At 38.7% G+C, this 23786-nt stretch carries 17 protein-coding genes; 9 read left to right on the forward strand and 8 right to left on the reverse strand.

What is annotated here, in order from left to right; genetic code table 11:
- Window positions 1-110 precede the first annotated feature (110 nt).
- Both JR050_RS20720 and JR050_RS15970 read left to right on the forward strand, forming a co-directional pair.
- Window positions 111-1871 (forward strand): triple tyrosine motif-containing protein, encoded by a 1761-nt coding sequence (locus tag JR050_RS20720; protein ID WP_204204519.1) that lies wholly within the window; start codon window positions 111-113, stop codon window positions 1869-1871.
- Between the two features lie 109 nt (window positions 1872-1980).
- Window positions 1981-2829, forward strand: coding sequence for a DUF2167 domain-containing protein (locus JR050_RS15970; RefSeq protein ID WP_204204520.1), 849 nt, complete (start codon window positions 1981-1983; stop codon window positions 2827-2829).
- Window positions 2830-2865: 36 nt separating this feature from the next.
- On the opposite strand, the gene galU is transcribed toward JR050_RS15970, so the two are convergent.
- Entirely contained in the window at window positions 2866-3747 is an 882-nt protein-coding gene (gene galU, locus JR050_RS15975; RefSeq protein WP_204204521.1) for a UTP--glucose-1-phosphate uridylyltransferase GalU, read from the reverse strand.
- 222 nt (window positions 3748-3969) lie between these two features.
- Between galU and JR050_RS15980 the strand changes: the two genes are divergently transcribed.
- The 3 genes from JR050_RS15980 (at window position 3970) to JR050_RS15990 (ending at window position 9059) form a co-directional block, all read left to right on the forward strand.
- Window positions 3970-5619: an SWIM zinc finger family protein gene (locus JR050_RS15980; protein ID WP_204204522.1), complete on the forward strand. Its 1650-nt coding sequence runs from the start codon at window positions 3970-3972 to the stop codon at window positions 5617-5619.
- Window positions 5606-8377 (forward strand): DEAD/DEAH box helicase, encoded by a 2772-nt coding sequence (locus JR050_RS15985; protein ID WP_204204523.1) that lies wholly within the window; start codon window positions 5606-5608, stop codon window positions 8375-8377. The genes JR050_RS15980 and JR050_RS15985 overlap by 14 nt, the downstream gene beginning before the upstream one ends.
- Window positions 8378-8597: 220 nt before the next feature.
- Complete coding sequence (locus tag JR050_RS15990) at window positions 8598-9059, forward strand: hypothetical protein (RefSeq protein WP_204204524.1); 462 nt, start codon at window positions 8598-8600, stop codon at window positions 9057-9059.
- Here JR050_RS15990 and JR050_RS15995 read toward each other — a convergent pair.
- The 3 genes from JR050_RS15995 to JR050_RS16005 all read right to left on the reverse strand — a co-directional run bounded on the left by JR050_RS15995 (window position 9034) and on the right by JR050_RS16005 (window position 10868).
- Entirely contained in the window at window positions 9034-9525 is a 492-nt protein-coding gene (locus JR050_RS15995) for a VanZ family protein (protein WP_204204525.1), read from the reverse strand. The genes JR050_RS15990 and JR050_RS15995 overlap by 26 nt on opposite strands.
- A 437-nt stretch (window positions 9526-9962) precedes the next feature.
- A complete protein-coding gene (gene ssb / locus JR050_RS16000) occupies window positions 9963-10298 on the reverse strand; it encodes a single-stranded DNA-binding protein (protein ID WP_204204526.1) in 336 nt (111 codons plus the stop codon).
- A 156-nt stretch (window positions 10299-10454) separates the two neighbouring features.
- Complete coding sequence (locus JR050_RS16005; protein ID WP_204204527.1) at window positions 10455-10868, reverse strand: hypothetical protein; 414 nt, start codon at window positions 10866-10868, stop codon at window positions 10455-10457.
- 352 nt (window positions 10869-11220) lie between these two features.
- Between JR050_RS16005 and JR050_RS16010 the strand changes: the two genes are divergently transcribed.
- A complete protein-coding gene (locus JR050_RS16010) occupies window positions 11221-12129 on the forward strand; it encodes a helix-turn-helix domain-containing protein (protein WP_204204528.1) in 909 nt (302 codons plus the stop codon).
- 298 nt (window positions 12130-12427) lie between these two features.
- On the forward strand, window positions 12428-14554 hold the full coding sequence (locus JR050_RS16015; RefSeq protein ID WP_204204529.1) for a peptidoglycan D,D-transpeptidase FtsI family protein: 2127 nt from the start codon (window positions 12428-12430) through the stop codon (window positions 14552-14554).
- A gap of 38 nt (window positions 14555-14592) precedes the next feature.
- Here JR050_RS16015 and JR050_RS16020 read toward each other — a convergent pair whose 3' ends face one another.
- The 3 genes from JR050_RS16020 to JR050_RS16060 form a co-directional block, all read right to left on the reverse strand.
- Window positions 14593-15942 (reverse strand): C40 family peptidase, encoded by a 1350-nt coding sequence (locus JR050_RS16020; protein ID WP_204204530.1) that lies wholly within the window; start codon window positions 15940-15942, stop codon window positions 14593-14595.
- Window positions 15943-16015: 73 nt separating this feature from the next.
- On the reverse strand, window positions 16016-20692 hold the full coding sequence (locus JR050_RS20390) for a LysM peptidoglycan-binding domain-containing protein (protein WP_239454437.1): 4677 nt from the start codon (window positions 20690-20692) through the stop codon (window positions 16016-16018).
- Between the two features lie 154 nt (window positions 20693-20846).
- Window positions 20847-21347: a mismatch-specific DNA-glycosylase gene (locus JR050_RS16060; protein ID WP_204204531.1), complete on the reverse strand. Its 501-nt coding sequence runs from the start codon at window positions 21345-21347 to the stop codon at window positions 20847-20849.
- Between the two features lie 249 nt (window positions 21348-21596).
- Here JR050_RS16060 and JR050_RS16065 point away from each other — a divergent pair, with 249 nt between their 5' ends.
- A complete protein-coding gene (locus tag JR050_RS16065; RefSeq protein ID WP_204204532.1) occupies window positions 21597-22037 on the forward strand; it encodes a YwpF family protein in 441 nt (146 codons plus the stop codon).
- Window positions 22038-22125: 88 nt separating this feature from the next.
- Here the strand turns inward: JR050_RS16065 and JR050_RS16070 are convergent, their stop codons facing one another.
- Entirely contained in the window at window positions 22126-23106 is a 981-nt protein-coding gene (locus tag JR050_RS16070; RefSeq protein WP_204204533.1) for a 2-hydroxyacid dehydrogenase, read from the reverse strand.
- Between the two features lie 300 nt (window positions 23107-23406).
- Here JR050_RS16070 and JR050_RS16075 point away from each other — a divergent pair, with 300 nt between their 5' ends.
- Window positions 23407-23745: a DsrE family protein gene (locus JR050_RS16075; protein WP_204204534.1), complete on the forward strand. Its 339-nt coding sequence runs from the start codon at window positions 23407-23409 to the stop codon at window positions 23743-23745.
- Window positions 23746-23786: the final 41 nt, after the last annotated feature.

Below are 23786 nucleotides of genomic sequence, written 5' to 3' on the forward strand. Positions count from 1 at the left end.
GTGCCTGGCACCTGTCGAATACCATTTTTTTCCGTTTGTACATGCATATATTCCTAGTCCCTCCCATAGTGTGATAGAAAGGGGAACGTGAGATAAAAGTGGGGGATATTATGAGGTTTTTAGTTAGTTTTGTGGTGGTTTTTATCGGATTTTTATTTGGGACTATTGCCATAGAGGTAGAAGCTAATGAGGGGAATCAGTTAATTATTATAAATAAACGAACCAATCAATTAGCATTCTTTGAAAATGGTAATCTTGTACGGACATTTAAGGTTGCGACTGGAAGGAGTCAGGATTTAACTCCGGAGGGGACGTTTCAAATTGTAAATAAGATTAAAAACCGCCCGTATTATAAAGAGAACATTCCCGGTGGTGATCCAAAGAATCCCTTAGGAGATCGTTGGCTTGGTCTGAATGCAAGAGGCACCTATGGTACGACCTATGCCATCCACGGAAATGCGAATCCTGCTTCCATTGGAACGTACGCAAGTTCAGGCTGCGTCAGGATGTATGATGAAGAAGTACGGTGGTTGTTTGATCAAATTGACATATATGCCACTGTTTATATTACTAACACTTCAAAGTCTTTCGAAGCAATCGCAGCATCCAAGGATTATGTAACTTACAGTGAGATTAAATCCGTTACCGTCAACAAAGAAAGTCCTCAACCTGAGAACACCACCATCACTGTCTCTACTAATAAAGCTACTTCAGTAGACTCTCTTTATAAATTCCTTGTACACAATGGTACCGATTGGGAAATGGTTCAAGATTTCTCCCATTCAAACAAACTAAAATGGATTCCGACGAAAGACGGCACATACCGTATCAAGGCTCAAATAAAAAGTTCAGTTTCCGATAAAGCGTACGACGATGAAAAAGAAATACAATTTGATATATACGTACCTGCCAACATTAAAATCATTAGTTCAAACCTAGAGGGACCACTTCCTACAAATTCAAGCATTTCTTTTTCTACCGAAACAAACAATTCTACAAATCATATCCAGTACTCCGTCTTCGATGGAGATACATGGCGAATTTTACAAGAGTATTCTGATACAGGAGCTTTTTCATGGAATCCAACAAAGCCAGGTGACTACAAAGTAAAAGTACAAACTCGACATCATCTATCCAATCAAGAGGCAGATGAAGAAAAAGAACTCACATTCACCATTTTTGAACCTGCCATTTTAGAAGCTATTTCAACAGATGTAGCTAGTCCCCAACAATTAAGTTCTTCTATCGCAATCGTTGGAGCTTCAAACAATGATGATCAAAACCTCTTTAAGGTGCTCGTCCATGACGGGGATAAATGGTTAACAATCCAAGAATTCAAGCGTGGACCGATTGTTTCCTGGAAACCTGAAACGTCAGGAGACTATAAACTTAAAATCCAAGCAAAACACAGCCTTAGCAAAGCAGAATATGATTCTGAATTAGTCATGGACTATTTCATCTATGAACCCGCAATTTTGCAAGCGCTGCAGGTAAACGGAAAAGGACTACAAAAAAACCTACATCACTTTATGTTGAACGCCTCAACCAACATGATGAAAGGGGTAGAATATCGCTTTTCTGTCTACGATGGCTCAGACTGGGTAGAACTGCAAGACTATTCGCCGAACAGTACACTCAATTGGACCCCAACACAGCCTGGATTCTACAAAATCAAAGTGGAAACTAAACACGCATTATCCGGCAAAATCTATGATGATTCTGAAGAAATACCAGTACTCGTTTACAATTCCTCTCTCTTAATGATGCCAGCCGTTTTAACTCCAAGACCTCGGAAGAAGATGAAGGATGTTTTAACTATTAAAGGTCTTCCTCGTAGAAGCAATAGAAAAAAATATCGATCAACAGAGTAGCTACCTTGTGTGGCTGCTCTTTTTTTTCCAACAAAAAATACCATATCCAGCCTCCCTCTTTCATGCTATACTCACTTTGATTTCGACAAATTTTGAGGGGGACCCACTTTTGAAACTGAAATTATTCACTTATTTTGCAGTATTTATTTTTATCCTACAACTTGTAACACCAGCCTTTGCAGAAGGCGAGTTAAATTGGATTTCAGGTCCGACCACTGTAGATGTTGATGACCTTGCAACGATTGAACTTAGTGAAGACTATGTATTCTTGAACAAAGAAGATACCGTTGCTTTTAACAATGAAATTGGAAACTATGAAACAGGACTTGAGATTGGTTCAATTTATCCTGCTTCTGAAGATGAAGACTGGTTTATTATCTTTGAATACGACGATACAACAGGATACATTGAAAACCCTACTGAAGAAAAAATTGATGCAGATGAAATTTTAGCATCGTATAAAGAAGGAAATGAAGAAGCAAATAAAGAGCTTGAGAAAGATGGCTTTGCTCCCATTAATGTAATCGGTTGGACGAAGGAACCGTTCTTTGATAGCAAAACGAAAAACCTCGCTTGGGCGTTAGAGCTAGAAAGTGAAGGTGAATCTATCGTTAACTATAACGTGCGTTTATTGAATCGTTTTGGAAGTGTGTCTGCTGTATTAGTTGCGGATTCTTCTGAACTTGAACGATTAATCCCTGAAGTGGATAGAGTCTTAGAAGGATTTTCTTTTAAAGAAGGACAACGTTATGAAGACTTTGATCCAGAGAAGGATAAAATTGCTCAATTTGGATTGGCTGCACTCATTACTGGTGGTGCAGGAGTGGCAGCAGTAAAGTCCGGGTTACTAGCAACTCTACTAGTTTTTGTTAAGAAGTTTGGAATTTTAATTGTCGCTGCAATTGGTGGAGTTATTGCCCTTATTAAAAAGGTTAAAGGAAAAAAGGATAAAAATTAAGGAAGGGGAATTCCCCTTCCTTTTTATATTGGGAAATTATCGACCTTTCTTCTGTATTAACTCTACTACATACTCTAGTAATTGCTCTTTCAGTTCTTCCCTCATCATAGCAAAATCAATCGTCGCCTTAATAAATCCAAACTTATCCCCTACATCATAACGAACTCCCTCAAAATTGTAAGCGAGAACTGCCTGGATTTTATTTAGTTCTCTGATCGCATCTGTTAACTGAATTTCACCTGCTGCACCTGGTTGCAGATCATCTAAAATTGTAAAAATTTCAGGACGTAGTATGTAGCGACCCATAATTCCATAGGATGAGGGTGCATCCTCAATTGAAGGCTTTTCTACAAGTGTACTCACATTAAGTAGATTCTCTTCTAGCTCTTGTCCCTTGTATCCAATGATTCCATATTTGGACACGTCTGTTTCAGGCACCCTCTGCACTCCTACTACACTTGTTTGATATCGGTTAAACACTTCTATCAGTTGACCAAGGCACGGCTTTTGAGAGTGGACGATATCATCGCCAAGTAAAACTGCAAACGGTTCGTCACCGATAAATCTTCTGGCACAATGGATGGCATGCCCGAGTCCAAGCGGTTCTTTTTGACGAATGTAATGAATATTTGCCAATCTTGATATGAGTTGCACTTCCTCTAAGCTATTCCATTTTTCTTTCTTTGCAAGTGTTTCTTCCAGTTCGTATGATTTGTCAAAGTGATCTTCAATTGCCCTTTTCCCACGACCGCTTATTATCATAATATCTTCTATCCCTGAAGCAACAGCTTCTTCCACAATGTATTGAATTGTTGGCTTATCAACAATTGGAAGCATCTCTTTTGGTTGTGCCTTTGTTGCGGGTAAAAATCGGGTACCTAAACCAGCTGCTGGTATAATCGCCTTTCGAACTCTCATCGCCAAACCTCCTCCTTCTCTGATCTAACAGTTAACATATCTTTCATTCTATTATAAAAAAAATACATATATGAGAAGTTATATATATCATTAAGTTTATGTAAAGAGTGCTTGAAATAGAGATATACCTTTGTATACCTTAATCATTTTTGATTCAAAGAAAATACGGTATAATAAGGAAATAACCTTTTTTAGAAACGGCAAAAGAAATGTGGTGAAAGCATGTTGCAAAGTGAGTTAACGAAGGAACAGCTTGATTATTGCGCAGAGGAAATCATGAGAGAGCTCAGTCCTGATATAGATTATGATCGAGTGAAGATGAAGAAGGGCTTGAATTTATATAGACAAGGCCATGTCTTTAACGCGAAGATGGAAGGTCGTTATATAGAGGCACAGGTTCAGGATGAGAAGCTATACGATGTATCACTTGATTTAGATGTTTTCGTATTGAGCAGCTGTTCTTGTTCGGTTGAAGGAATTTGCCGACATAAATTAGCCACTTTTTTCTATAGTTATGCGATGGTTGGAAGGGTAGGGGATTTCTTCCAGGATTGGAAAAGTAGTAAAAAACTGGATATCACAAAAGCTAGGCCAAAGGACCTAACAAAAGAGGAAGAAGAGAAATCGGTTATTGGAGAAAAAGTGAGTGCTTGGTATACATATTTCAAAAGAAGCTATCATGCGTTTAAGGAAAAGCATAAGCAGGATCGTTTTTCCTTTAATCAACTGTTTCTGTTTGAGTCGATTTATCGTGTCTTTTTTCAAGACCTGAGAAAAAGTGCACCTCAGACTCCTTTTATAAAGGATTTATTTATCATCCATGCTGCCATCTATACGATGCAAAAGCTTGTGGAAGAGTCGGAACAGTCTAAGCTTTCAATTAGCAGTAAGGATTCGTACGTGTATCCTTACATGAGTGAATTGCTTAATAACGTTTATGAGCGCTTAGTCGAAATTAAAAGTTTAGCCATTCCTCTTTCGGCTGAATCTTTATTAAAAGATACACGCGAACATTTATCGCAGCTGCTGTTTTCTGGCAATGAATATCAATATGAACGATTAATGGCGTACTTTTTCGTTTGGAATGTTCTGCTCCGAAAAGAATGGATTCAAGAAGAGAAAGCTTTTCTTACTGAAAAAAAAGAAGAATTTATTAAACGGAAACAGTCCTTTGCTGTTGAGTGCCAGTTTGCCTTAGCGCATCTAGCCTATCTAGAAAAAGACGACGATGCAGCTCTTAAACTGTTAACTACTATTCAAGGGAACATCCTTCGTTTTTATTACTTCTGGATAGCCAATCTACAACCGGCGCAGGAATGGCAACGTCAACGTATTTGGCTAGATGTAACACTTGAGATTTTGGAGGAACATCATAAACGTTTAATTGATTATCACTCAAAGCGCAACATGACACGGCAGTTTCTTCCTTACTATGAGGAAAATGCAAAACAACTTGACGATCCATCTAGTTATGAAATGGTTTTGAAGTCATTGCTTCCTTATAGTTTTCAGGAGTTTGATCACTATTTGCTCGAAAATCAAAATTACGACACGTGGGCTGATTTACAAATGCTTGTCGGTTATCAAATTGATGAACAACCTCGTGAGTTATTAAAACAAATTGAAGCTATCGATATCACGGTGTTAATTCCCCTCTATCACAGGGCTGTGAATGAAGCCATTAAGGGGCGAAATCGACCTTCTTACAAATTAGCGGTTCGTTATTTAAAAAAACTGCGAACGTATTATAAAAAGTTAAAGCAAGTGGAACGCTGGGATGAATTCATTGACCGTTTGGCAACGGAACATAAACGATTACGTGCTTTTCAAGAGGAATTAGAGAGAGGAAAGTTGCTTCATGTTAGAAATTAAAACAATGATTGGACGATCAGAGTGGCTTTCTGATAAAGGGATGTTTTTATGGTGTGAAAATGAAGCTGGATTTTCACTTGATTTGGAGGATTGGAAACATGACGCCTTCGCAAGACATGAAGCTACCTTTTACGGAACCTTTCTAAAAAAGCATGATTGGAAGCGGCAGGAAGGTGCTCTCCTCTCCCCTTGGATCGCATTAGATTATCTAGCAAACCCAAACGAAAATTCTTTATCTAGAATTCATTGGGATGAAGATGCAACGTATCTCAAAACGATTGCCAGCGCCCTCATGGAGGCAATTCAATTTGGGGACTTCATGCCAGATTTTGATGCATGGCTAGAAGGGAAAACAGCGTGGCGACACACTTCCCTTGTCTTATCTGATACAGAAAAAGAATTGTTCAGCTTAGCTGTTCAAGAGTTTATTGAATCCGATCAGGAACTATTCGAGCAGTGGAAGGAATTACAGTCCCGCTATCCTTTATTGAAAAAGAAAGGGATGGTTGTAGATGAAGACGACTGGCTCCAGAAAATTGGGTGGCAGGAAGACCCTTCACGTTTCCGTATTGGGTTACGTTTAGAAGAACCTTTGGAAGATGGCCTTGACTGGCATCTAGAAGTGGTGTTGCGTGACAAGGAAATTCCAGACGAGTTGATTCCTTTAAACGAAGTTCGCGAGCTAGATGAAGAGTCCTCCCTTTCCATTACAAGAGCCATTGACCGTTGGACTTCCTTAATTCCATGGTTACAGCATGGCGAATCAATTAAACAAACATTATCCGAAATAGAAGCATTTGAATTTTTAACTGGTGCGAGTACAACCTTGACGAGTGCAGGTGTTGAAATCCTACTACCTTCTTGGTGGCAGTCGATTAAAGATTCACAGGCTCAGCTAAAAGCTAAAGTTAAAAATTCTCCAAGTTCTTCGAGGCAATCGTTTGTTGGCATGAATGCGATTATCCAATACGACTGGCGCTTATCGACGAACGGAATTGACATATCAGAGGAAGAGTTTACAAAGCTGGTCGAGGAAAAACGAAGGCTAATAAACATTCGAGGTCGTTGGATTCGTTTAGACCCTAACTTCATTAAACAAGTACAAACGATTATGCAAAAAGCAAATCGTGAAGGCTTGCGTTTTTGGGATGTGCTCGAGCAGGAGCTCTTGCAGGAAGATCGTGAAGCTAACGTTGAGGAGCTTGAATCGGCTCAAATATTCCGTCACATTCAAATCGAAATTAACGAGCAGTTATCTGGCATGATTCGTAAGCTTACTGAGGCAAAAGAGCTTCCTCCAGTTGAAGTACCCGCTACCTTTAAAGGAGAACTAAGACCGTATCAAAAACATGGTGTTGAATGGCTTTCTTTCTTGCGTGGTTTTGGGTTTGGAGCTTGTCTAGCGGACGACATGGGTCTTGGTAAAACGGTGCAGATGATTACGTACTTTTTACATGTCAAAGAAAAAGAGAATCCGAAAACACCAGCATTAATTATTTGCCCAACCTCCGTTCTCGGCAACTGGCAACGAGAGCTTGAAAAGTTCGCTCCTTCTCTTAACGTTCATTTACATTACGGAGCGAATCGTAAAAAAGAAGAACAGTTCAAAAACTCAATTAAAGATGCTGATATTGTCATTACTTCTTACGGTCTTGCTCATTTAGACCTTGAAGAGCTTCAAGACATTCAGTGGAGTTCTTTATGTATTGATGAAGCGCAAAACATTAAAAATGCTGATACGAAGCAATCCCGCTCGGTAAGAAGTTTAAACGGTAATCATCATATTGCGTTGACGGGTACTCCAATGGAAAACCGTTTATCAGAGCTTTGGGCCATTTATGATTTTATTAATAGAGGCTATCTTGGTAGTTTAACTCAGTTTCATAAGCGCTTTGTTGTTCCAATTGAACGCGATCACGAAAAGGAACGGGTGGAAATGCTGCAAAAAATGATTCGACCATTCCTACTGCGTCGTACGAAAAAGGATCAAGAAGTGGCGTTAAATTTACCGGATAAACAGGAACAAAAGGAATATTGTGCGTTAACCGTTGAGCAAGCTTCATTATACGAACAGCTCGTAAAAGATACGTTCGAACAAATTGAAGCATTAACCGGCATGCAACGAAAAGGACTTGTCTTGAAAATGCTCGGCAAGCTGAAGCAAGTATGTAATCATCCAAGTCTTTATTTGAAGGAAGAAAAGCCAAAAGATATTGTGACTCGTTCAAATAAGATGGAAAAGCTAGCTGAGCTTGTACAAAATATTCGAGATCAAGAAGAAAGCTGCATTATTTTTACTCAGTATATTTCAATGGGGAACATGATTCGCGAGTTTCTAGAAAATGAGTTCAAGGAACCTGTTCGATTCCTTCACGGTGGTACATCGAAGGTCGAGCGTGACCGAATGATCCAAGACTTCCAGGAAGGTAAACAACAATTCCTCATTCTTTCATTAAAAGCTGGTGGAACAGGTCTGAACTTAACGGCTGCTAACCATGTCATTCACTATGACCGTTGGTGGAATCCTGCCGTTGAGAATCAAGCAACCGACCGTGCCTATCGTATTGGTCAAACGAAGTTCGTTCACGTCCACAAACTGATTACGAATGGAACATTGGAAGAAAAAATAGATGAAATGCTAGAAAAAAAGCAACAACTAAACGAAGAAATTATCCAAAGTGAAGCATGGATTACAGAGCTGTCCACTCGTGATCTACACGAATTATTCTCATTACGCTCAGGCTGGAGTGGTGAATAGATGGCGAAGAAAAAAGCAAAAAAAGAGGAAGTAATCATTGACCCAAAACATAAAGACAAAGCGAAAGAGTGGCAGTCTTTTTATCGGTTGATGTCTGCGAAGGTGAAGAAATAGTTGAGAAAGCGTTGGTCTTTTTGGGCCAAGGCTTTTTTGTTGTTAATAATCCTCTGCTTGTCATCATATCCTTTTATATAGCTTATCTATACAAAAGGAGATCGTTATGCGAAGACGAAGAAATTTACCCCTACTGCCGATGGGAATCATCTGTCTAGGTATCTTTATCCTTTACTTATTAGGTTCATTCCTCTTTTCAGGAGGTCAGCAGGCAGAACGTGTTGTTGATCAGTTTTATGCGTATGAGCAAGATGGAGATTTCTCTAACTCCTGGGAGTTACTTCATCCTGATATGAAAAAGAAGTTTGAACAAGGTGACTATATTCAAGACCGTGCTCACGTTTTCATTGGTCACTTCGGTGCTGATACCTTTTCCTATACAATAGAAGAGGAAGACAAGGTCGAAAACTGGAGAATGTCAAAAGAGACGGACTCCCATAAGGTAGCCTATAAATTTGTTGTCACACAAAAATATAACGGGAAATACGGTTCGTTTAGCTTCCTACAAGATGTTTATGTGGTAGACCATAAGGGAGATTGGGTCATTGTTTGGGATTACAATGATTAAATAACATATATAAGCTAATCCCAACGATTCCTCCAATCGTATCAATACCTACATCATGTATAAGTGGCGTTCGGTTTCCTGTAAAGTGTTGATGTAGTTCATCTTGTACTGCATAAATAAAAACGAAAACAATAGAGCTTATAAATCCGGTTGTAATGCGTCTTTTTAATAAAGTTTGGATGAGTGCTCGATATGTAAAAAATCCGAGTAAGAAGAATATCCCAAAGTGAGCACCTTTTCGAATAAAAAATTCAACGAAAGCTGTTCCGCCTAATTTTTCAGTGCTAACTTCATACCCTGCATAATCAAACTGAACCCAGTCAAAGCTTCCTTCAATCCATTTTTCATTGATAAAATCACCGAGAAATGGTTTCACGTCCTGCTCTTGATAAGGTTGGTCGGAAAACCAAAATATGATTGACGCTATTACCACCACGGGGAGCCATATTAGTATTTTATATTTCATCTTATTCACCTGTTTTTTACATCTAGTATAACAAAACAAACGAAAACCTACTTTACATGTGTAAGTAGGTTTATCACTTTACTATTAATTTTATCCAACCAAATACAGCTATCCATAACGGTATACTAATACACGTTCCCCAAAATAGGCCGACTACCAGATTTCCTTCGTACTCATGATCCATACGAATCACATCCCCTGAGTTCTTTCTATTAAGTTTACCCAGTTATTTTGAGGAATATGCCCGCTATCCATTAGGAATGAAAAAAACTAGCCCTAACAGGCTAGTAACAAAAATGAGGACTTGCTTATTCAAAGATAAGCAAGTATAGAGAAGAGTTCGTTGATTCTTTCTAATGTGGAAAAAGAGGTGTTCACTTTAGTGCTATCTGCCGCTCCTTACTCTTGATGACATCACTCCCTTCAGATAACATTCCTTACACTAGCGCTTCTTTTTTTGTGCTCAAAAATTTAACGCCTTCTGCAATGACTTCTGTTACATATACTCTTTGGCCATCGTTATTATCGTAGCTTCTCGTTTGAATTCTTCCAGTCACACCTATTACAGAACCTTTTCGGCAGTAGTTAGCTGTGTTCTCTGCATTTTTCTTCCACAGTGTGCAATTTAGAAAATCTGTATCATAATCTCCGTTTTGATTTTTGAAATTGCGGTTAACTGCTAGAGTAATAGAAGTAACAGCTTTTCCATCTTCTAAATATTTCAGCTCTGGATCTTTTACTAATCTTCCTACTAAAATGACCTTGTTTATCAATTTAATCCCCCTCCTTGGACATATCGTAAACGAGTCTTTATTACTAGTAAAATCAGCAAAATCCCCTCTTGCACTCCCTTCTTCTTACAATAATTAACTTTTGTCGTTTGAAATTTTGATTTTCACATCATGCACATATAAAAAAAACGTTTTCCACTAAATTTGACAATTTTTTTCGACATTTGGAATCGTGAAGTAAGAATATCGATTTTCATAACCAATACATAGTTTTTCTAACACTTTAGGAATAGTTAATTGATTAAATGTTCCGGGGTCCTTCGTAGGGGATTTCTTTGAATAAAAAATAACAGAAGGTCCGGTTTGATGGAATAGTATTGTAACACTCACACCATCTGTCCCATCCTTCGAAGCATACAACAGCTCAATTGAAGGCGGTGGCTCTGGGTGATATCCATCCCTCTGTTCCTTCACTTGATTTTCTAGTATTCTAGCAGACTGAAAGACAGCATCAGAAAATCGTCCAACCAATCCGACATCCGGATCCCCACCAGAAAACACAAGCTGAACCGGACTAAGCCGCTCTCCCCTCACGTTCGACAACCCACTCACACGAATACCTGCTAAATAATAGTTATCGATTACGGATTCCTCCTTTGAAGAGAAACTGGATGTGGGTCATCCAGTTTCTAGTGTTCTGATGGTAATTGATCGATTGCAATATTTGTTGTTAACCCTGCATCTACAATTACCAGTACTGTTACTGCTGCAAGTAGAGCAAGTCCGATTATCCATTTCTTCATCTAAATCCCTCCTTTCGAGAAATTACTATACAAGAAAAAGAAAAACCTCGCTCAGGCGATTTAGATAATTTAGAATATAAATATCTACATTTTTCTTCAAAATTCTCACTATATTGATTTTTTGTATAATTTTGGTTTTATTTTCATGGAGAGTGATTAAAATGTTGAAATGGGATTCAGAAAGATTAGGAGAAGAAATAAAAAATCTACGTCTAATGGCAGGAATAACTCAAAAGGAATTAGCTGACGGAGTAAATTTATCACAAGCAGCAATTTCTAAATTAGAAAATGGCAATACCGGGAATACACCCAATGCCCCAAACCTACTATTAATAGCAGAATTTTTAGGTTATCCAATTGACTACTTTTTCCTTACAGCAACTCATACGAGTGTAGATTATGCTAAAAATGTGAAAGAGAAAATCAGAGACTACATAAAGAACCAAGATTATGAGAACGCATACTCATATATTAAGAGGGAAAGCAAGCAACGCGTATTCCAAGAAAATCGAGTTAATCAACAATTTTTAAAATGGCAAGAAGGTGTTGCACTCTATTATATAAATAATAATAAAGAAGAGACTCTTTCCCTATTAGAAGAAGCGTTGAGTTTGTCAATATGCTCTCCTAAGCTGCAATCGGAGAGAAATATTGAAATCTTAAATAGTATCGGCATTACTCATTTTGAAAGTAAGGATATGGATAGCGCAATAGAAACCTTTGAAAAAGCATTGAAACAATATAAAAAAATTCCATATATTGAAGAAGCTACGATAAAAACTAAACTATTTTATAACCTTGCAAAGACATATACACGAAAAAAAGAATATGATTATTCAAATGAACTATGTTTAGAAGCTATCAAATGGACGGTTGACCATCATAGATTAAGGTTATTAGGAAAATTACATTATCATATCGGCTTCAATTATTTACAAATGAAAAAGTATAGTGAAGCACATGGCTTCCTTTCAAAAAGTATTGTCTTTTTAGAGGTCGAAAACGATCATAAAAGTTTACAAGTAGCCAAAGAGAAGCTAGAACTAACATCAAAAAAACTGAAGGGATAGACATAATCGTCTATCCTTTTCCATTCACCCTCAACATACAATGATGTTATAATGAAAAGTACGGCTTATCACTTCCAATAGACATATTTTGGATAATGTATGATACACTATTTTTAGATGGTTTTTTAGAATAAGTATTGGTTCGCTGATTTATTTTAAATTTCGCCAAATTATTGGATGATTTCGCCAAAATAATTTAAATTACGCCAGATTAATGATCGAGATCGCCAGAATATGCTGGGATTTCGCCAAATAAATAAGGGACAGTCCCTTTACTATAGTTAGAAAGGAAATAGATATGAATAAAAAGAAGAAAACACATGTCCCTCTTCGGTTGAATTTTTTGTTTTTCATTGTGTTCTGTTTGTTCGCGGCTTTAATTGTAAGGCTTGGTCTTGTTCAAATTGTGTATGGTGAGGATTATGTTAAGGAAGTGAATCGGACGGAAAACCTTGAGGTTAGTGTTTCGGTTCCGCGTGGGGTTATTTATGATCGTGATCATCGAACAATTGTAGATAATGTTGCAAAGAACGCGATTACGTATACGAAGCCAAAAGGGACAAAGCCTGAAGAAATGCTAGACATTGCTCAAAAGCTAGCGGAGCTTGTTCCACAAAACGAAGAACGCTTTGAAAAGATTACTGAACGTGATTTCAAAGATTACTGGATTTTAACTCGTCCCGAGCGTGCGAAAGCGAAGTTAACGGAAAAAGAGTGGAAAAAGAAAGATGCCTATAAACTTCAGCTTTCTCGTATTACAGAGGAAGATTTAAGTGAGATTACTAATGATGAAATGCATGTTGTATCCTACTTCAGAGAGATGGTAAGTGCAACATCACTAACTCCTAAAATCATCAAAAAAGGTAAGGATGGAATTACGACAGAAGAACTAGCCATCGTGAGTGAAAACTTAGAAGGCTTACCGAATATTGATGTAACAACAGACTGGGATCGTGATTTACACGTTGAAATTCTCGACTCAGTTCTTGGTAGTATCACGTCTGCAGATGAAGGGCTACCCGCTGATAAACTGGATTATTACTTAGCTCGTGGCTATAGCCGTGATGATCGTGTTGGGAAAAGTCAGCTAGAAGAAGAGTATGAAGACGTTCTTGCCGGGCAAAAGAAAAAAATCCGTAACATTACGGATAAGGCAGGGAATGTTCTAAATACAGAAGTAATCAATGAAGGTAAAAGTGGAAATGACTTAATTTTATCAATCAACTTTGAGCTTCAGGCTGAAGTTGAGAAAATCATTGAAGAAGAGCTTCTTGCAACAAAAAAAGGTAAAGGTGCTCGTTTCTTAGACCGTGCATATGTTGTCATGATGAATCCGAAAACCGGGGAAATCTATTCACTTGCAGGAAAAGAAATTAAAACAAAGAATGGTCAGTACGTCGTCGAAGACCATGCTCTTGGAACCTTTACTTCTGCCTATGCGATGGGTTCGGCTGTTAAAGGTGCAACAGTTTTAACTGGTATGCAAGCAGGTGTAATTAATCCTGGTACAGTTTTTAATGACCGCCCTATGTATTTCAAAGGAAATACGAAACCGAAAGGATCTTATGCAGTATTAGGAAGTGTTGATGACCGTAATGCATTAAAGCTTTCCTCTAACGTTTATATGTTTAATATTGCTCTTAAAATGATGGGCGTAAATTATAGTCCATATATGGCAACACCTTTAAAGCCTGAAGCTCTCGACAACATGAGAAGCTACTTCCATCAATTTGGATTAGGTGTTAAAACAGAAATTGATTTACCTTCTGAAAGTATCGGGTACCCTGGAAAACTTTCAAATCCGGGGTTAATGTTGGACTATGCAATCGGGCAATTTGATACGTACACACCTTTGCAATTAGCTCAATATGTATCAACGATTGCAAACGATGGTTATCGTATGAAGCCACAAATTGTAAAAGAAATTCGCCAGCCAACGTTAGAAAATGAACTAGGTCCAGTCGTTAAACCTTTTGAACCCGTTGTCTTAAATAAAATCGATATGAGTGATGAATATCTTGATAGAGTTCAAGAAGGATTTAGACGTGTAATGCAGGAGCCGAGAGGAACTGCAACTGCATGGTTTGGGAATTCGCCATACAATCCTGCTGGTAAAACAGGTACTGCTCAATCTTTTGTTTTTGAACGTGATGAAAACGGCAAGCTCAAACATACTTGGTCTACTTATAATTTAACACTTGTTGGTTATGCACCCTATGACAATCCTGAAGTTGCGTTTGCGATTGTTGTACCAAATCTAGATACAGATAAAAACCCTGTAAACAAAAAGATTGGTCAAAGAGTATTAGATAAGTACTTTGAACTTAAAAAGGCAACTCCAACCGAAGCCGAAGGAAACGAAATCATCGAAACAGAAGATCAAGTTCCGGAAAATGAGGATGGAACCCCAATAGGTGAAGAATAAAAATGAAAGGATTGGTGAAAAATTCACCAATCCTTTTTCTATACAACCCGTTTGGCACCCATGTAATATTTTGACCAATAGACATTGTCCATTGAGACGATGGCAATCCCGCTAGATGAGGTTGCAGATATATATTTACCGTCTCCCATATAGAACCCTACGTGTGACACAACTCCCGGAGTATTGACCCCAAAGAATACAAGGTCTCCTGGCTGTAAATTCGCTTTCGAGACAGCCGTTCCCATTTTGTAGTAATCACCCGATGTTTGTCTCGGAAAGTCAAAGCCATGTTTATTAAACATAAAATAGACAAACCCTGAGCAGTCAAATCCACTTGGTGACTCCCCGCCCCATACATACCGAACTCCTAAGTAGTTTTTAGAGTCTTGCAGAAGAGCTTGCATTCGTTGCTCGGTTGTTTGCTGGGTTTGAGTAGGTGACGGTGCTGGTGCTGGCGTTGCGGTTCCTGCACTTGGAATGGTTAACACTTGTCCTACTCTAATTAAGTCGGATGTTAAATTATTGGCTTGTTTAAGCTCGGTTGTTGTAATTCCGAAACTTCTTGCAATAGCTGATAATGTATCTCCTGATTTCACTGTATAAGAGCTTGTCGCCTCTGGTGTGGAAACAGTCCCTGATACCTTTAACGTTTGTCCTACATAAATCGTATCGGATGTTAATCCGTTCAGCTGCTTTAGGTTCGTAACAGTTGTGTTGAACTTTCTTGCAATAACAGATAATGAATCCCCAGACTGCACAGTATACGTTGATGTGTTCTGAGTTGGTGATGGGGCAGGTGTAACTGTACTTGTCCCTGACACTTTTAACGATTGTCCTATAAAAATGGTATCTGATGTTAGGTTATTTATTTGTTTTAACTGATCGACAGTTGTTCCAAATCTTTTTGCTATAACAGATAAGGAGTCTCCGCTTTGAACGGTATACGTACTTATTGTTACGGTTGAAGTAGTCAATGGCATTTTTAATGACTGACCAATATAAATAACATCTGATGTTAAATTATTTAATTGTTTAATATCTGTAACCGTTGTGTTAAAGCGTTTCGCAATACCTGAAAGAGTGTCACCAGATTGAACAGTATATACGCTTTGCTGGCTTTGTATAGAATCAATTGTAGAAGCTTCTGCTTCAGATGTATTATTCACTCCAAATGCTAGTGTCGTAACAACAATTGATCCTAGCATTACTTTTATCACTTTTCCATTTGCATTTGGGACACGTTCTCTGACGTAATCCATAACACTTTGTTGTAAGGTTACCTTTTTACCTTGTTCACCGTGTTCAAGCTCTTGGGCAAATTCGGTTAACGATGGGTCAAGGAATAGGAGGATCGTGCCGTCCCTCTCTATACGATGGTTCATAATCATGGGTTACACACTCCTTTTTCCCATAGTTTCTACATAGTTGCCCTATTTTACATAAGTAAAAAAAGGAAGATTCCTAAGAATCTTCCCCGTTAACAGGCTGAGTCGCTTTTTGCCAATCAGAAAAGCTTGTCCAAAACTCACGGTTTTCCATTTCCACTCCCCAGTTTCCTGTACCTTTGATTCCATATTTCTCTACAAGTTCAAACTTCGCTCGCATTGATTCCTCATTTTCAAACCAGACTGTATAATTACCGGGTTTTAGTGCCACTCCGTATACGGACAAGATTGGGTCTCCTTCATTAATGGTGAAGGTAGCTTTTGGTGACATGCTTTGTTGATCAAATGAAACGACACCGTTATAAAGCTTTACAGCTTCTGTTACTTGTTGATTAGAGATTGCATTTCCTCCAACTGTTGCCCCCTCTACCCAGTATCGTCCGTAATGGCCAAGACCGAGTACAATTTTTTCTTTTGGAACACCACTCTCTAGAGCATATTGAATGGACTTCTCGACGAACTGCACGCTTGCCACTGGTCCCGGTTTACTGCCTGAATAGCTTTCGTCATACGCCATAATCATTAAATAATCCGAAGACTGGGCTAAGCTTGAGTAATCATATGAACCGTGCCAGCCCGTTTGATAATTGTATGGATTTGCTGCGACTGCAACAGAAACTTCTTTATCGGCAGGAATCTTTTCTCTTAGCATCCTTGCAAAATCGGTATATTCCACGCGGTATTCATGTGTGACATTTTCAATATCAATATTGACTCCGTCTAGGTTGTAAATACGAACTACCTCTGCAATTTGATCGGATAATACTTCACGGTTTTGCAAAGCTTTTTCTCCTGTTGCTCGATCCCAGTGATTGCTAAGGAATGGAACAACCCGGATGCCATTTGTCTGCATATTGGCGATAAAATATCGATCTACAACTTGCGTTAGCTTTAACGTTCCGTCTGCATTAATGTCAAAGTAAGTTGGTGATACAACATTGATGCTTCCTTGTGTATGCTGCATCGTTTCCATGTACGTGTTGGAACTACCGTGATATAAATAACCCATATTAAAAGCTTGTTCTTCAGAAATGGCTTCTTGTGTTAAGCCAGCGACAAGTGGCACTTTTAGTTGTTGACCGATGTAAACCATATCGGATGTGAGCTGGTTAAGTGTTTTAAGCTCATTCACTGTTGTGCCTAGTACTGTTGAAACTTTCCACAGTGTATCTCCTGAACCGACGACATAGGTTGAGATTCCGGCAATCAAAAGCTTACTATCATTTCCAAAGCTATCTTCTTGGGTAACTGTTATGAATGGCTTTTGACCGTTTAAGGAAGAAACGTCAATGGTTGCAGTAAACGTATCTGAAATGTTAAGTGGAAACTCCTTTGTAATCGTTACAGGACTTGATTGGCCAGAGATATTTACATACACTTTACTATTCGGTTCTCCGATTCCTTGAATCGTGTATGTATAACCCGTACTAGTCCTTGTTAGTTTACTTGTTTGAATGACAGGCTGGTTCACGATCGTATCTTTTTCAATGGTCGTTGTATATTCATTGCTACTATTTCCGGCAATGTCTTGCTGTGAGGCAGTGACCGTAAGCGTACCGTCAGTAAGCTTCGATAAGTTAAGTGGCGCTTGAAATTTCCCGTCCACAACTAAGGCTGTTTCCTTTACCACCGTTGTACCGTCTGTTACTTGAATCGTTACCGTTGCACCTTCCTCTTGACTTGTCCCGCTTAATGAATAGGTTGTAGCATTGGTAGAAGACACTTTTCCGGCGTCGTCTGCAAAGAAAGTTGATAAATCTGTCACAGTTGTATCCTTCGTAATAGATATTTCTTTTACTACACCATCATTTTGATTAGTATCCTTTGTTCTGATGATGCCTGTAACAGTACCATCTTTTAACCTAGTTAAATCCGCTTGAGTAGTGAAGTTTCCATTTTCATCTGCTTTTGCTTGACTAACTATTGTCGTTGTACCGTCCGAAAATTCGATTTCAATGGAAGCATGGGCTTCTGTTAGACCAGAAACGGTATAGGTACTTACTGTTTCACGATTTATCATTGGTAAAAAGCTTGCGTCTACTGTTTGCGGCCCTGTCTTGTCAATCGTTATTGTTTCTGTTATTCCTTCGCTCTTATTTCCCGCTTCATCTTTTGCTTGTAGTGAAAGGGTTAGACGCTCTCCATTTAAGCTAGATAGATCAACCTTTGTACTAAAGCTTCCATCGGCTACTACTCTTATCTCTTTTGTAACGGTTTTTCCATCAAGGTCAACAATTGTTGCTGTTATCGTGCTTAATGGTTCACCTGCACCAGAAATGGTATAGTCCCCAGCATTTATTTGAGTTAATGTTTCTAGTGAATTGATGTTGACCTGCGATGGCGCTGCAGTGTCCTTTTGAATCACTTTTGTAATTGTTGTACTTTTATTTCCGGCTTCATCCATTTGAGATGCTAATAGTGTAATCACACCGTCAGATAGTGTGTTGGTGTCTAACGTTGCGGAAAAATTTCCGTTTTCATCTGTTTTTGCTTTTTGATGAATGACCTTGCCCGTACGATCTTCCAGTGATATAACGACATTTGTATTTGATTCTCCTTTTCCATTTATAGAAAAAGCTCCAGCTGAATCAATATTAATGTCTTTTGTATCGCCGAGTATGAGGTCACCTACTGTAACGTCTTTCGTTATGTGGATCGTTGTTGCTTCACTTTCATTTCCTGCTGCATCTTTACTTCTTGCAGTGAATGAGGTGTTCCCTTCATTAAAAATTCGGGCATCGATGGTGAAGGTATACGTTCCGTTTGAATCTGCAGTCGTTTGTTTCGTCGTAGAGTTGACATTATCACTTATTGATAGTGCCACAGTTGCACCAGGTTCAGTTGTACCTGTTAACGTGATTTCATGTTGATTTTCAGTGTTTATGTACGTTGGACCTGTAAGTGTTGGTGCACTTGGACCAGCCGTGTCTTTCGTAACGATTTTTGAAACAAGTGTACTTTCATTTCCAAATGAATCTACTGCCGTAGCTTTCACCGTTATGTTCCCGTCGGTTAAGGTAGACACATTTACTGCCTTTTGGTACGTATTATTTGCTACTGCGATCTCGTCACGTATTACGTTGTTTGCTTCATCTGTTAGTTCTATTTTTATTTTTGTCGCACCCGTTACCGTTCCTGTTAACGGGTAGGTTGAGGCATTTTGATTTGTAATTGTTTCTTTGCTAGTGATTTGAAGGCTGGTTGGTGCTAGTACGTCTTTTGTGACAGTTGCTGTTTGTGCTGTACTTTTATTTCCTGCCGCATCTGTTGCAATAACTTCCAATGTAATTTTCCCATCTTGTAATGTTGTAAAATCTCGCTTGAATGAGTAGGAACCATCATTATTTGCAGTTGTTTCTGCTTTAATCGTTTTTCCTGACTGATCGGTTGCTGTGATGCTTACCTTCGCACCTGCTTCTGTTTTTCCTCTGACTTCATAAATCGATACATTCGTTTGCTTTATTACCTGCAATGGTTCAATCGTTGGTGTAGCAGGTGGAGTTTGGTCAACTGCGACTGTTGTTTTTGAAATTAACAGCTTTTGACCGACATAGATCATGTCAGATTGAAGATTATTGAGTTCTTTGATGGCAGCAACAGTGGTATTGTGACGGCTTGCAATGACACTTAATGAATCTCCAAGAGTAACCGTGTACGTTATTTGAGTTGTTTCTGGTTCAACTGGCACTTCTACCACAGGTTGAGCCTGCTCTGTTGTTGGAATAGGTGGAGCCGGAATAGTTAGCTTTTGGCCAACGTAAATCATGTCCGATGTAAGCTTATTGGCTGTTTTGATCTGATCTGCCGTAATATTGTACTTTTTCGCGATTAAGGATAACGAGTCTCCAAGCACAACTGTATAAACAGTGTCCTGCACCGGTGCAGTTGGTTGTTCAGGAGCTGGTGCTGGTGTTGTTACGGATGGCACCTTTAACAGTTGTCCAGGGTAGATAACGGTTGTTGTTAAATTGTTTAGCTTCTGCAAGTTGTCTACGGTCGTACCATAATTTTTGGCAATTATGCTTAATGTATCCCCTGATTTTACAGTGTACGTGTTTGTGCTCGTTTCAATTGTTGGTGTGGTTGCAGGTGTCGTTGTTGTTACTTGAGATTTTGTAACAGGAACGAGTAATTTTTGAGCGATATAAATTTGATCAGACGTTAATTTATTTGTCTCTTTAATTGCTGTTACAGTAGAATTAAGCTTTTTTGCAATTAATGACAGGCTGTCCCCACCTACCACGATATAAGAATAGTACGGAATTTTTATGATTTGTCCGACATAAATGACATCTGATTTGAGTCCGTTAAAGTCTTTTATATCCGTCACGGTTACGTTATAGTTTCGAGCGATGACTGATAACGTGTCCCCGCTTTTCACAGTGTGCGAGATTGTCGGGTAGCCTGTAACTACTTGATATGTTGTTCCCTCTGCTCGTGCCTCTAAATTTCCGGCAGCACCGAGGTTGATTACACCTATTAACATGGCGCCCGCAAGAACCTTAATGGTATTAATTTTGAGATTGGGATACTGCTGTTTAGCAAGTCTTTTTACTTCCTGTAAGAGGTTGTCCCGTGTCTTTGATGGTTGACCGAGTTCGCTTGCGAATTCCTCGTTATATTTCCCAATGTTCACTTCAATGGTGTAGCTTCCATCTGAATTAGGCAAAAGCCTAAAATTTTCAACGTTCATCTGTTCACCTCTAAACAATATTTTGTAAGGTTATTGTTTGTTAACGAGGCATTGTTATGTATGAAAGTGTAGGATTTAATTCATACGGAGGGGCTTGTAACATAGGATAATAGTAGGAGGAACAAAGCCTGGAAACATTCCAAGCTCTTGATTGTTATGTGATTTGATGTAATTGCTTATAAATATCCACAATTTCGTTTAATCTCATTCGTACAAGGCCGCTAGAGGAAGGCGCTACAAAATCTTGAACACCTTCAACTACAGATGTTTCTTGTAATCCCCATGGAATGGTTTTCTTTTTTGATAGCTCCTGGTACACGCCTTTTCCTACATAGCAGGCGATTTTCGGTTTATATGTTTCAAGTTTTTCTACTAGTTGAATTCGTCCTTCTTCATACTCTTCTTTTGAGATTTCTAATGCTTCTTTTGTTGGTCGTTCTACGATGTTTGTTAATCCATAGCCTAGCTTCACTAGAGTTTGATCCTCTTCCGTATTATATAATCGTGGTGTTAATCCTGATTCGAAGAGGATTTTCCAGAACCGATTGTTCGGATTAGCAAAATGGTGACCTGTTTCACTAGACCGAATACTAGGGTTAAAACCGATAAAGACAATTTTCAACCCTTCTACTAAATGATCTGGAATAGGCTTCATGAATGGCACCTCCCTTTCGTTTCTATATTTATGTTCTAGTAAGTGCAAAAACACGTAGTAATGGAAGTTTCGGAGCACCTTCTCGTCGAAGCAATAAATGTTTCACCTAGAAAAGTGCCTTTATTTATTAGTTTAGCGAATTACGATAAAACTAGGCAAATAAACGATTGTCTAGTACAACTATACAAGTTATGATGAAGATAGTTTACATGGTATACTATTTAGAAAGTATGGACCAGAGGAGGAGCTATGAAAACGTTCAAACTAGTATCCTTAAAAATCTCACATCCACAAAACCAAGTGATCATTCAAGAAGTTCATTTAATTGACGGACTTGTGATTAACAAAGAGGATGATCAGCGGCAATGGCTAATTGAAATGTACGTGGATAAAAGTCACTCCGAGCTCTTTAACAAGCTAAAAGATGATGAACAAGAACTCTTGGTTGAGGCTGTAATCTCACGTTCAGACAATGCCCCTGCGCCTTTTATCACTACAATCTTAAGCGTTTCACTCATGGAAGATAACATGAGTGTACTACTTAATGGCTTAATTGTAGGAAAGTTGGATCGCTCAGAAGACGTACTGACCGAGCTTATCGAAGAAGGCTTCCACGGAAACGCCCTTCTCGAAGAATTCAAAAAACGAAATACCAACGAAAAACCACAAACTAAAATTTCAGTCAAATAGTCAAACCTACCGAATCGGCAGGTTTTTATCATTATCTGGGCCTGTCCCTTCATCACTTTAAAGTGATGGGGGACAGGCCACCACTCCTTTAACGCGTTAAAATGTTTGTATTGACGAGGTCACTTGGTACTTGTCCGTTTAGGGCTTGTAGCATGTTGCTTGCCGCTACTTCTGACATTGTGATTCTTGTTTTGATACTCGCGGATCCGATATGTGGAAGAACCACGACGTTTGGTAGTGTTAATAGTGGATGGTCTAGTGGGACTGGTTCCTGTTCAAATACGTCTAGACCTGCTGCCCAGATTTTCTTTTGGACCAATGCATCGTATAAATCTGATTCATTCACCATTCCTCCTCGCGCAACATTAATGAGAATGGAGGTTTCTTTCATTTGTTCCAATTCCTTTTTTGCGATAAGATTCTTCGTTTCTTCCGTGAATGGTGCTAATAGCACGACAAAATCAGACTTTGCTAACAATTCCTCTAAGCTTACGTAAGTAGCGCCAAGCTCTTTTTCTGCTTGTTCTTTTCTCGATCTATTATGATACAGAATGTTCATATTGAATCCTTTTGCTCTTCTAGCTACTGCTTCTCCTATTCTTCCCATTCCGATTATCCCGATTGTGGCACCGAAGACATCCTGACCAGTAAGTAGCATAGGAGACCACGATTTCCATTCTCCGTTTCGCACAAAATCAGATGCTTCTGGAATTCTTCTTGCCGTTGCCATTAATAAAGAAAAGGTTAAGTCAGCTGTTGCTTCATTTAGAACGCCTGGTGTATTCGTGACCATTATTCCTTTTTCAGAAGCTGCTTGAATATCAATATTGTTATAACCTACAGCCAGATTGCTAATCACTTTTAAATTTTGTGCCTCTTCCATCATTTCTTTGTTGATTGAATCTGACAGCATACAATATAAGCCATCAACTGTTTTTACTTTTTCTCGTAAAATCTCTACTGGTACTGGAATATCCTCTTTGTCCCACATTTCAACTTCACATTGCTCACGTAACATTTGTACAGCTATTTCTGGTATCTTTCTCGTTATGAAAATACTCGGTTTCATTAAAATTCTTCCTTTCCAATTTTGTACTTATCTTTAATTTTAACAACTTTTTGAAGATTTAACATTATTTTGATAGGTTGTTTTCGCATTGATTGTTGTTTATCGAATAAGTCTATACCCGCAATTTCATTAAGGTTCCGTGGCATCTTTTCGTCATAGATATAAATGTTGCACAACTATAGACCTATTAAATATTCAAAGATTTCACTAATAGCAACAATGTTTACGAAAAGAGCCTTTTGTGACATGCACATACATTTGAGATAATGAAAGGGAGAAAAAGAATTGGGAGTGGAGAAGATGAAAAACAAAGTAATTCTAGTAAGCTCAGATCAATTAGGGAATGGTGATAAGGAATTAGGCGAAGGAGTACTAGAAACATTTTTTACCCTTGTAAAGCAACGAGAAGAAAAGCCAGTTGCCGTTTTCTTTATGAATCGTGGGGTTTTTACGTTAACAGAGCAGTCGCTAGTATCTGTTCACTTGCAGGAGCTTGAACAAGCAGGAGTCTCCCTATTCGCTTGTAAAACGTGTGTGGATTACTATGAGCTTGGGGACCAATTAACTTGTGGTGAGATTAGTAGTATGGCTCACTTTATTGAACTGGCAGCACAACATGAAGTTCTGACCATTTGTTAGGGACACTTTACCACATTAACGTAGTGGGGGCCAGTCCCCCG

Source organism: Bacillus suaedaesalsae (assembly GCF_016890225.1).
Lineage (GTDB): Bacteria > Bacillota > Bacilli > Bacillales > SA4 > Bacillus_BS > Bacillus_BS suaedaesalsae.

Coding starts and splice junctions, on each gene's coding strand:
- JR050_RS15995 (WP_204204525.1), bottom strand. CDS start 9,525: ATGAAATATAAAATACTAATATGGCTCCCCGTGGTGGTAATAGCGTCA.
- JR050_RS15980 (WP_204204522.1), top strand. CDS start 3,970: ATGTTGCAAAGTGAGTTAACGAAGGAACAGCTTGATTATTGCGCAGAG.
- JR050_RS15985 (WP_204204523.1), top strand. CDS start 5,606: ATGTTAGAAATTAAAACAATGATTGGACGATCAGAGTGGCTTTCTGAT.
- JR050_RS20720 (WP_204204519.1), top strand. CDS start 111: ATGAGGTTTTTAGTTAGTTTTGTGGTGGTTTTTATCGGATTTTTATTT.
- JR050_RS16070 (WP_204204533.1), bottom strand. CDS start 23,106: ATGAAACCGAGTATTTTCATAACGAGAAAGATACCAGAAATAGCTGTA.
- JR050_RS16015 (WP_204204529.1), top strand. CDS start 12,428: ATGAATAAAAAGAAGAAAACACATGTCCCTCTTCGGTTGAATTTTTTG.
- JR050_RS16020 (WP_204204530.1), bottom strand. CDS start 15,942: ATGATTATGAACCATCGTATAGAGAGGGACGGCACGATCCTCCTATTC.
- JR050_RS16010 (WP_204204528.1), top strand. CDS start 11,221: ATGTTGAAATGGGATTCAGAAAGATTAGGAGAAGAAATAAAAAATCTA.
- galU (WP_204204521.1), bottom strand. CDS start 3,747: ATGAGAGTTCGAAAGGCGATTATACCAGCAGCTGGTTTAGGTACCCGA.
- JR050_RS16060 (WP_204204531.1), bottom strand. CDS start 21,347: ATGAAGCCTATTCCAGATCATTTAGTAGAAGGGTTGAAAATTGTCTTT.
- JR050_RS16075 (WP_204204534.1), top strand. CDS start 23,407: ATGAAAAACAAAGTAATTCTAGTAAGCTCAGATCAATTAGGGAATGGT.
- JR050_RS20390 (WP_239454437.1), bottom strand. CDS start 20,692: ATGAACGTTGAAAATTTTAGGCTTTTGCCTAATTCAGATGGAAGCTAC.
- JR050_RS16065 (WP_204204532.1), top strand. CDS start 21,597: ATGAAAACGTTCAAACTAGTATCCTTAAAAATCTCACATCCACAAAAC.
- JR050_RS15990 (WP_204204524.1), top strand. CDS start 8,598: ATGCGAAGACGAAGAAATTTACCCCTACTGCCGATGGGAATCATCTGT.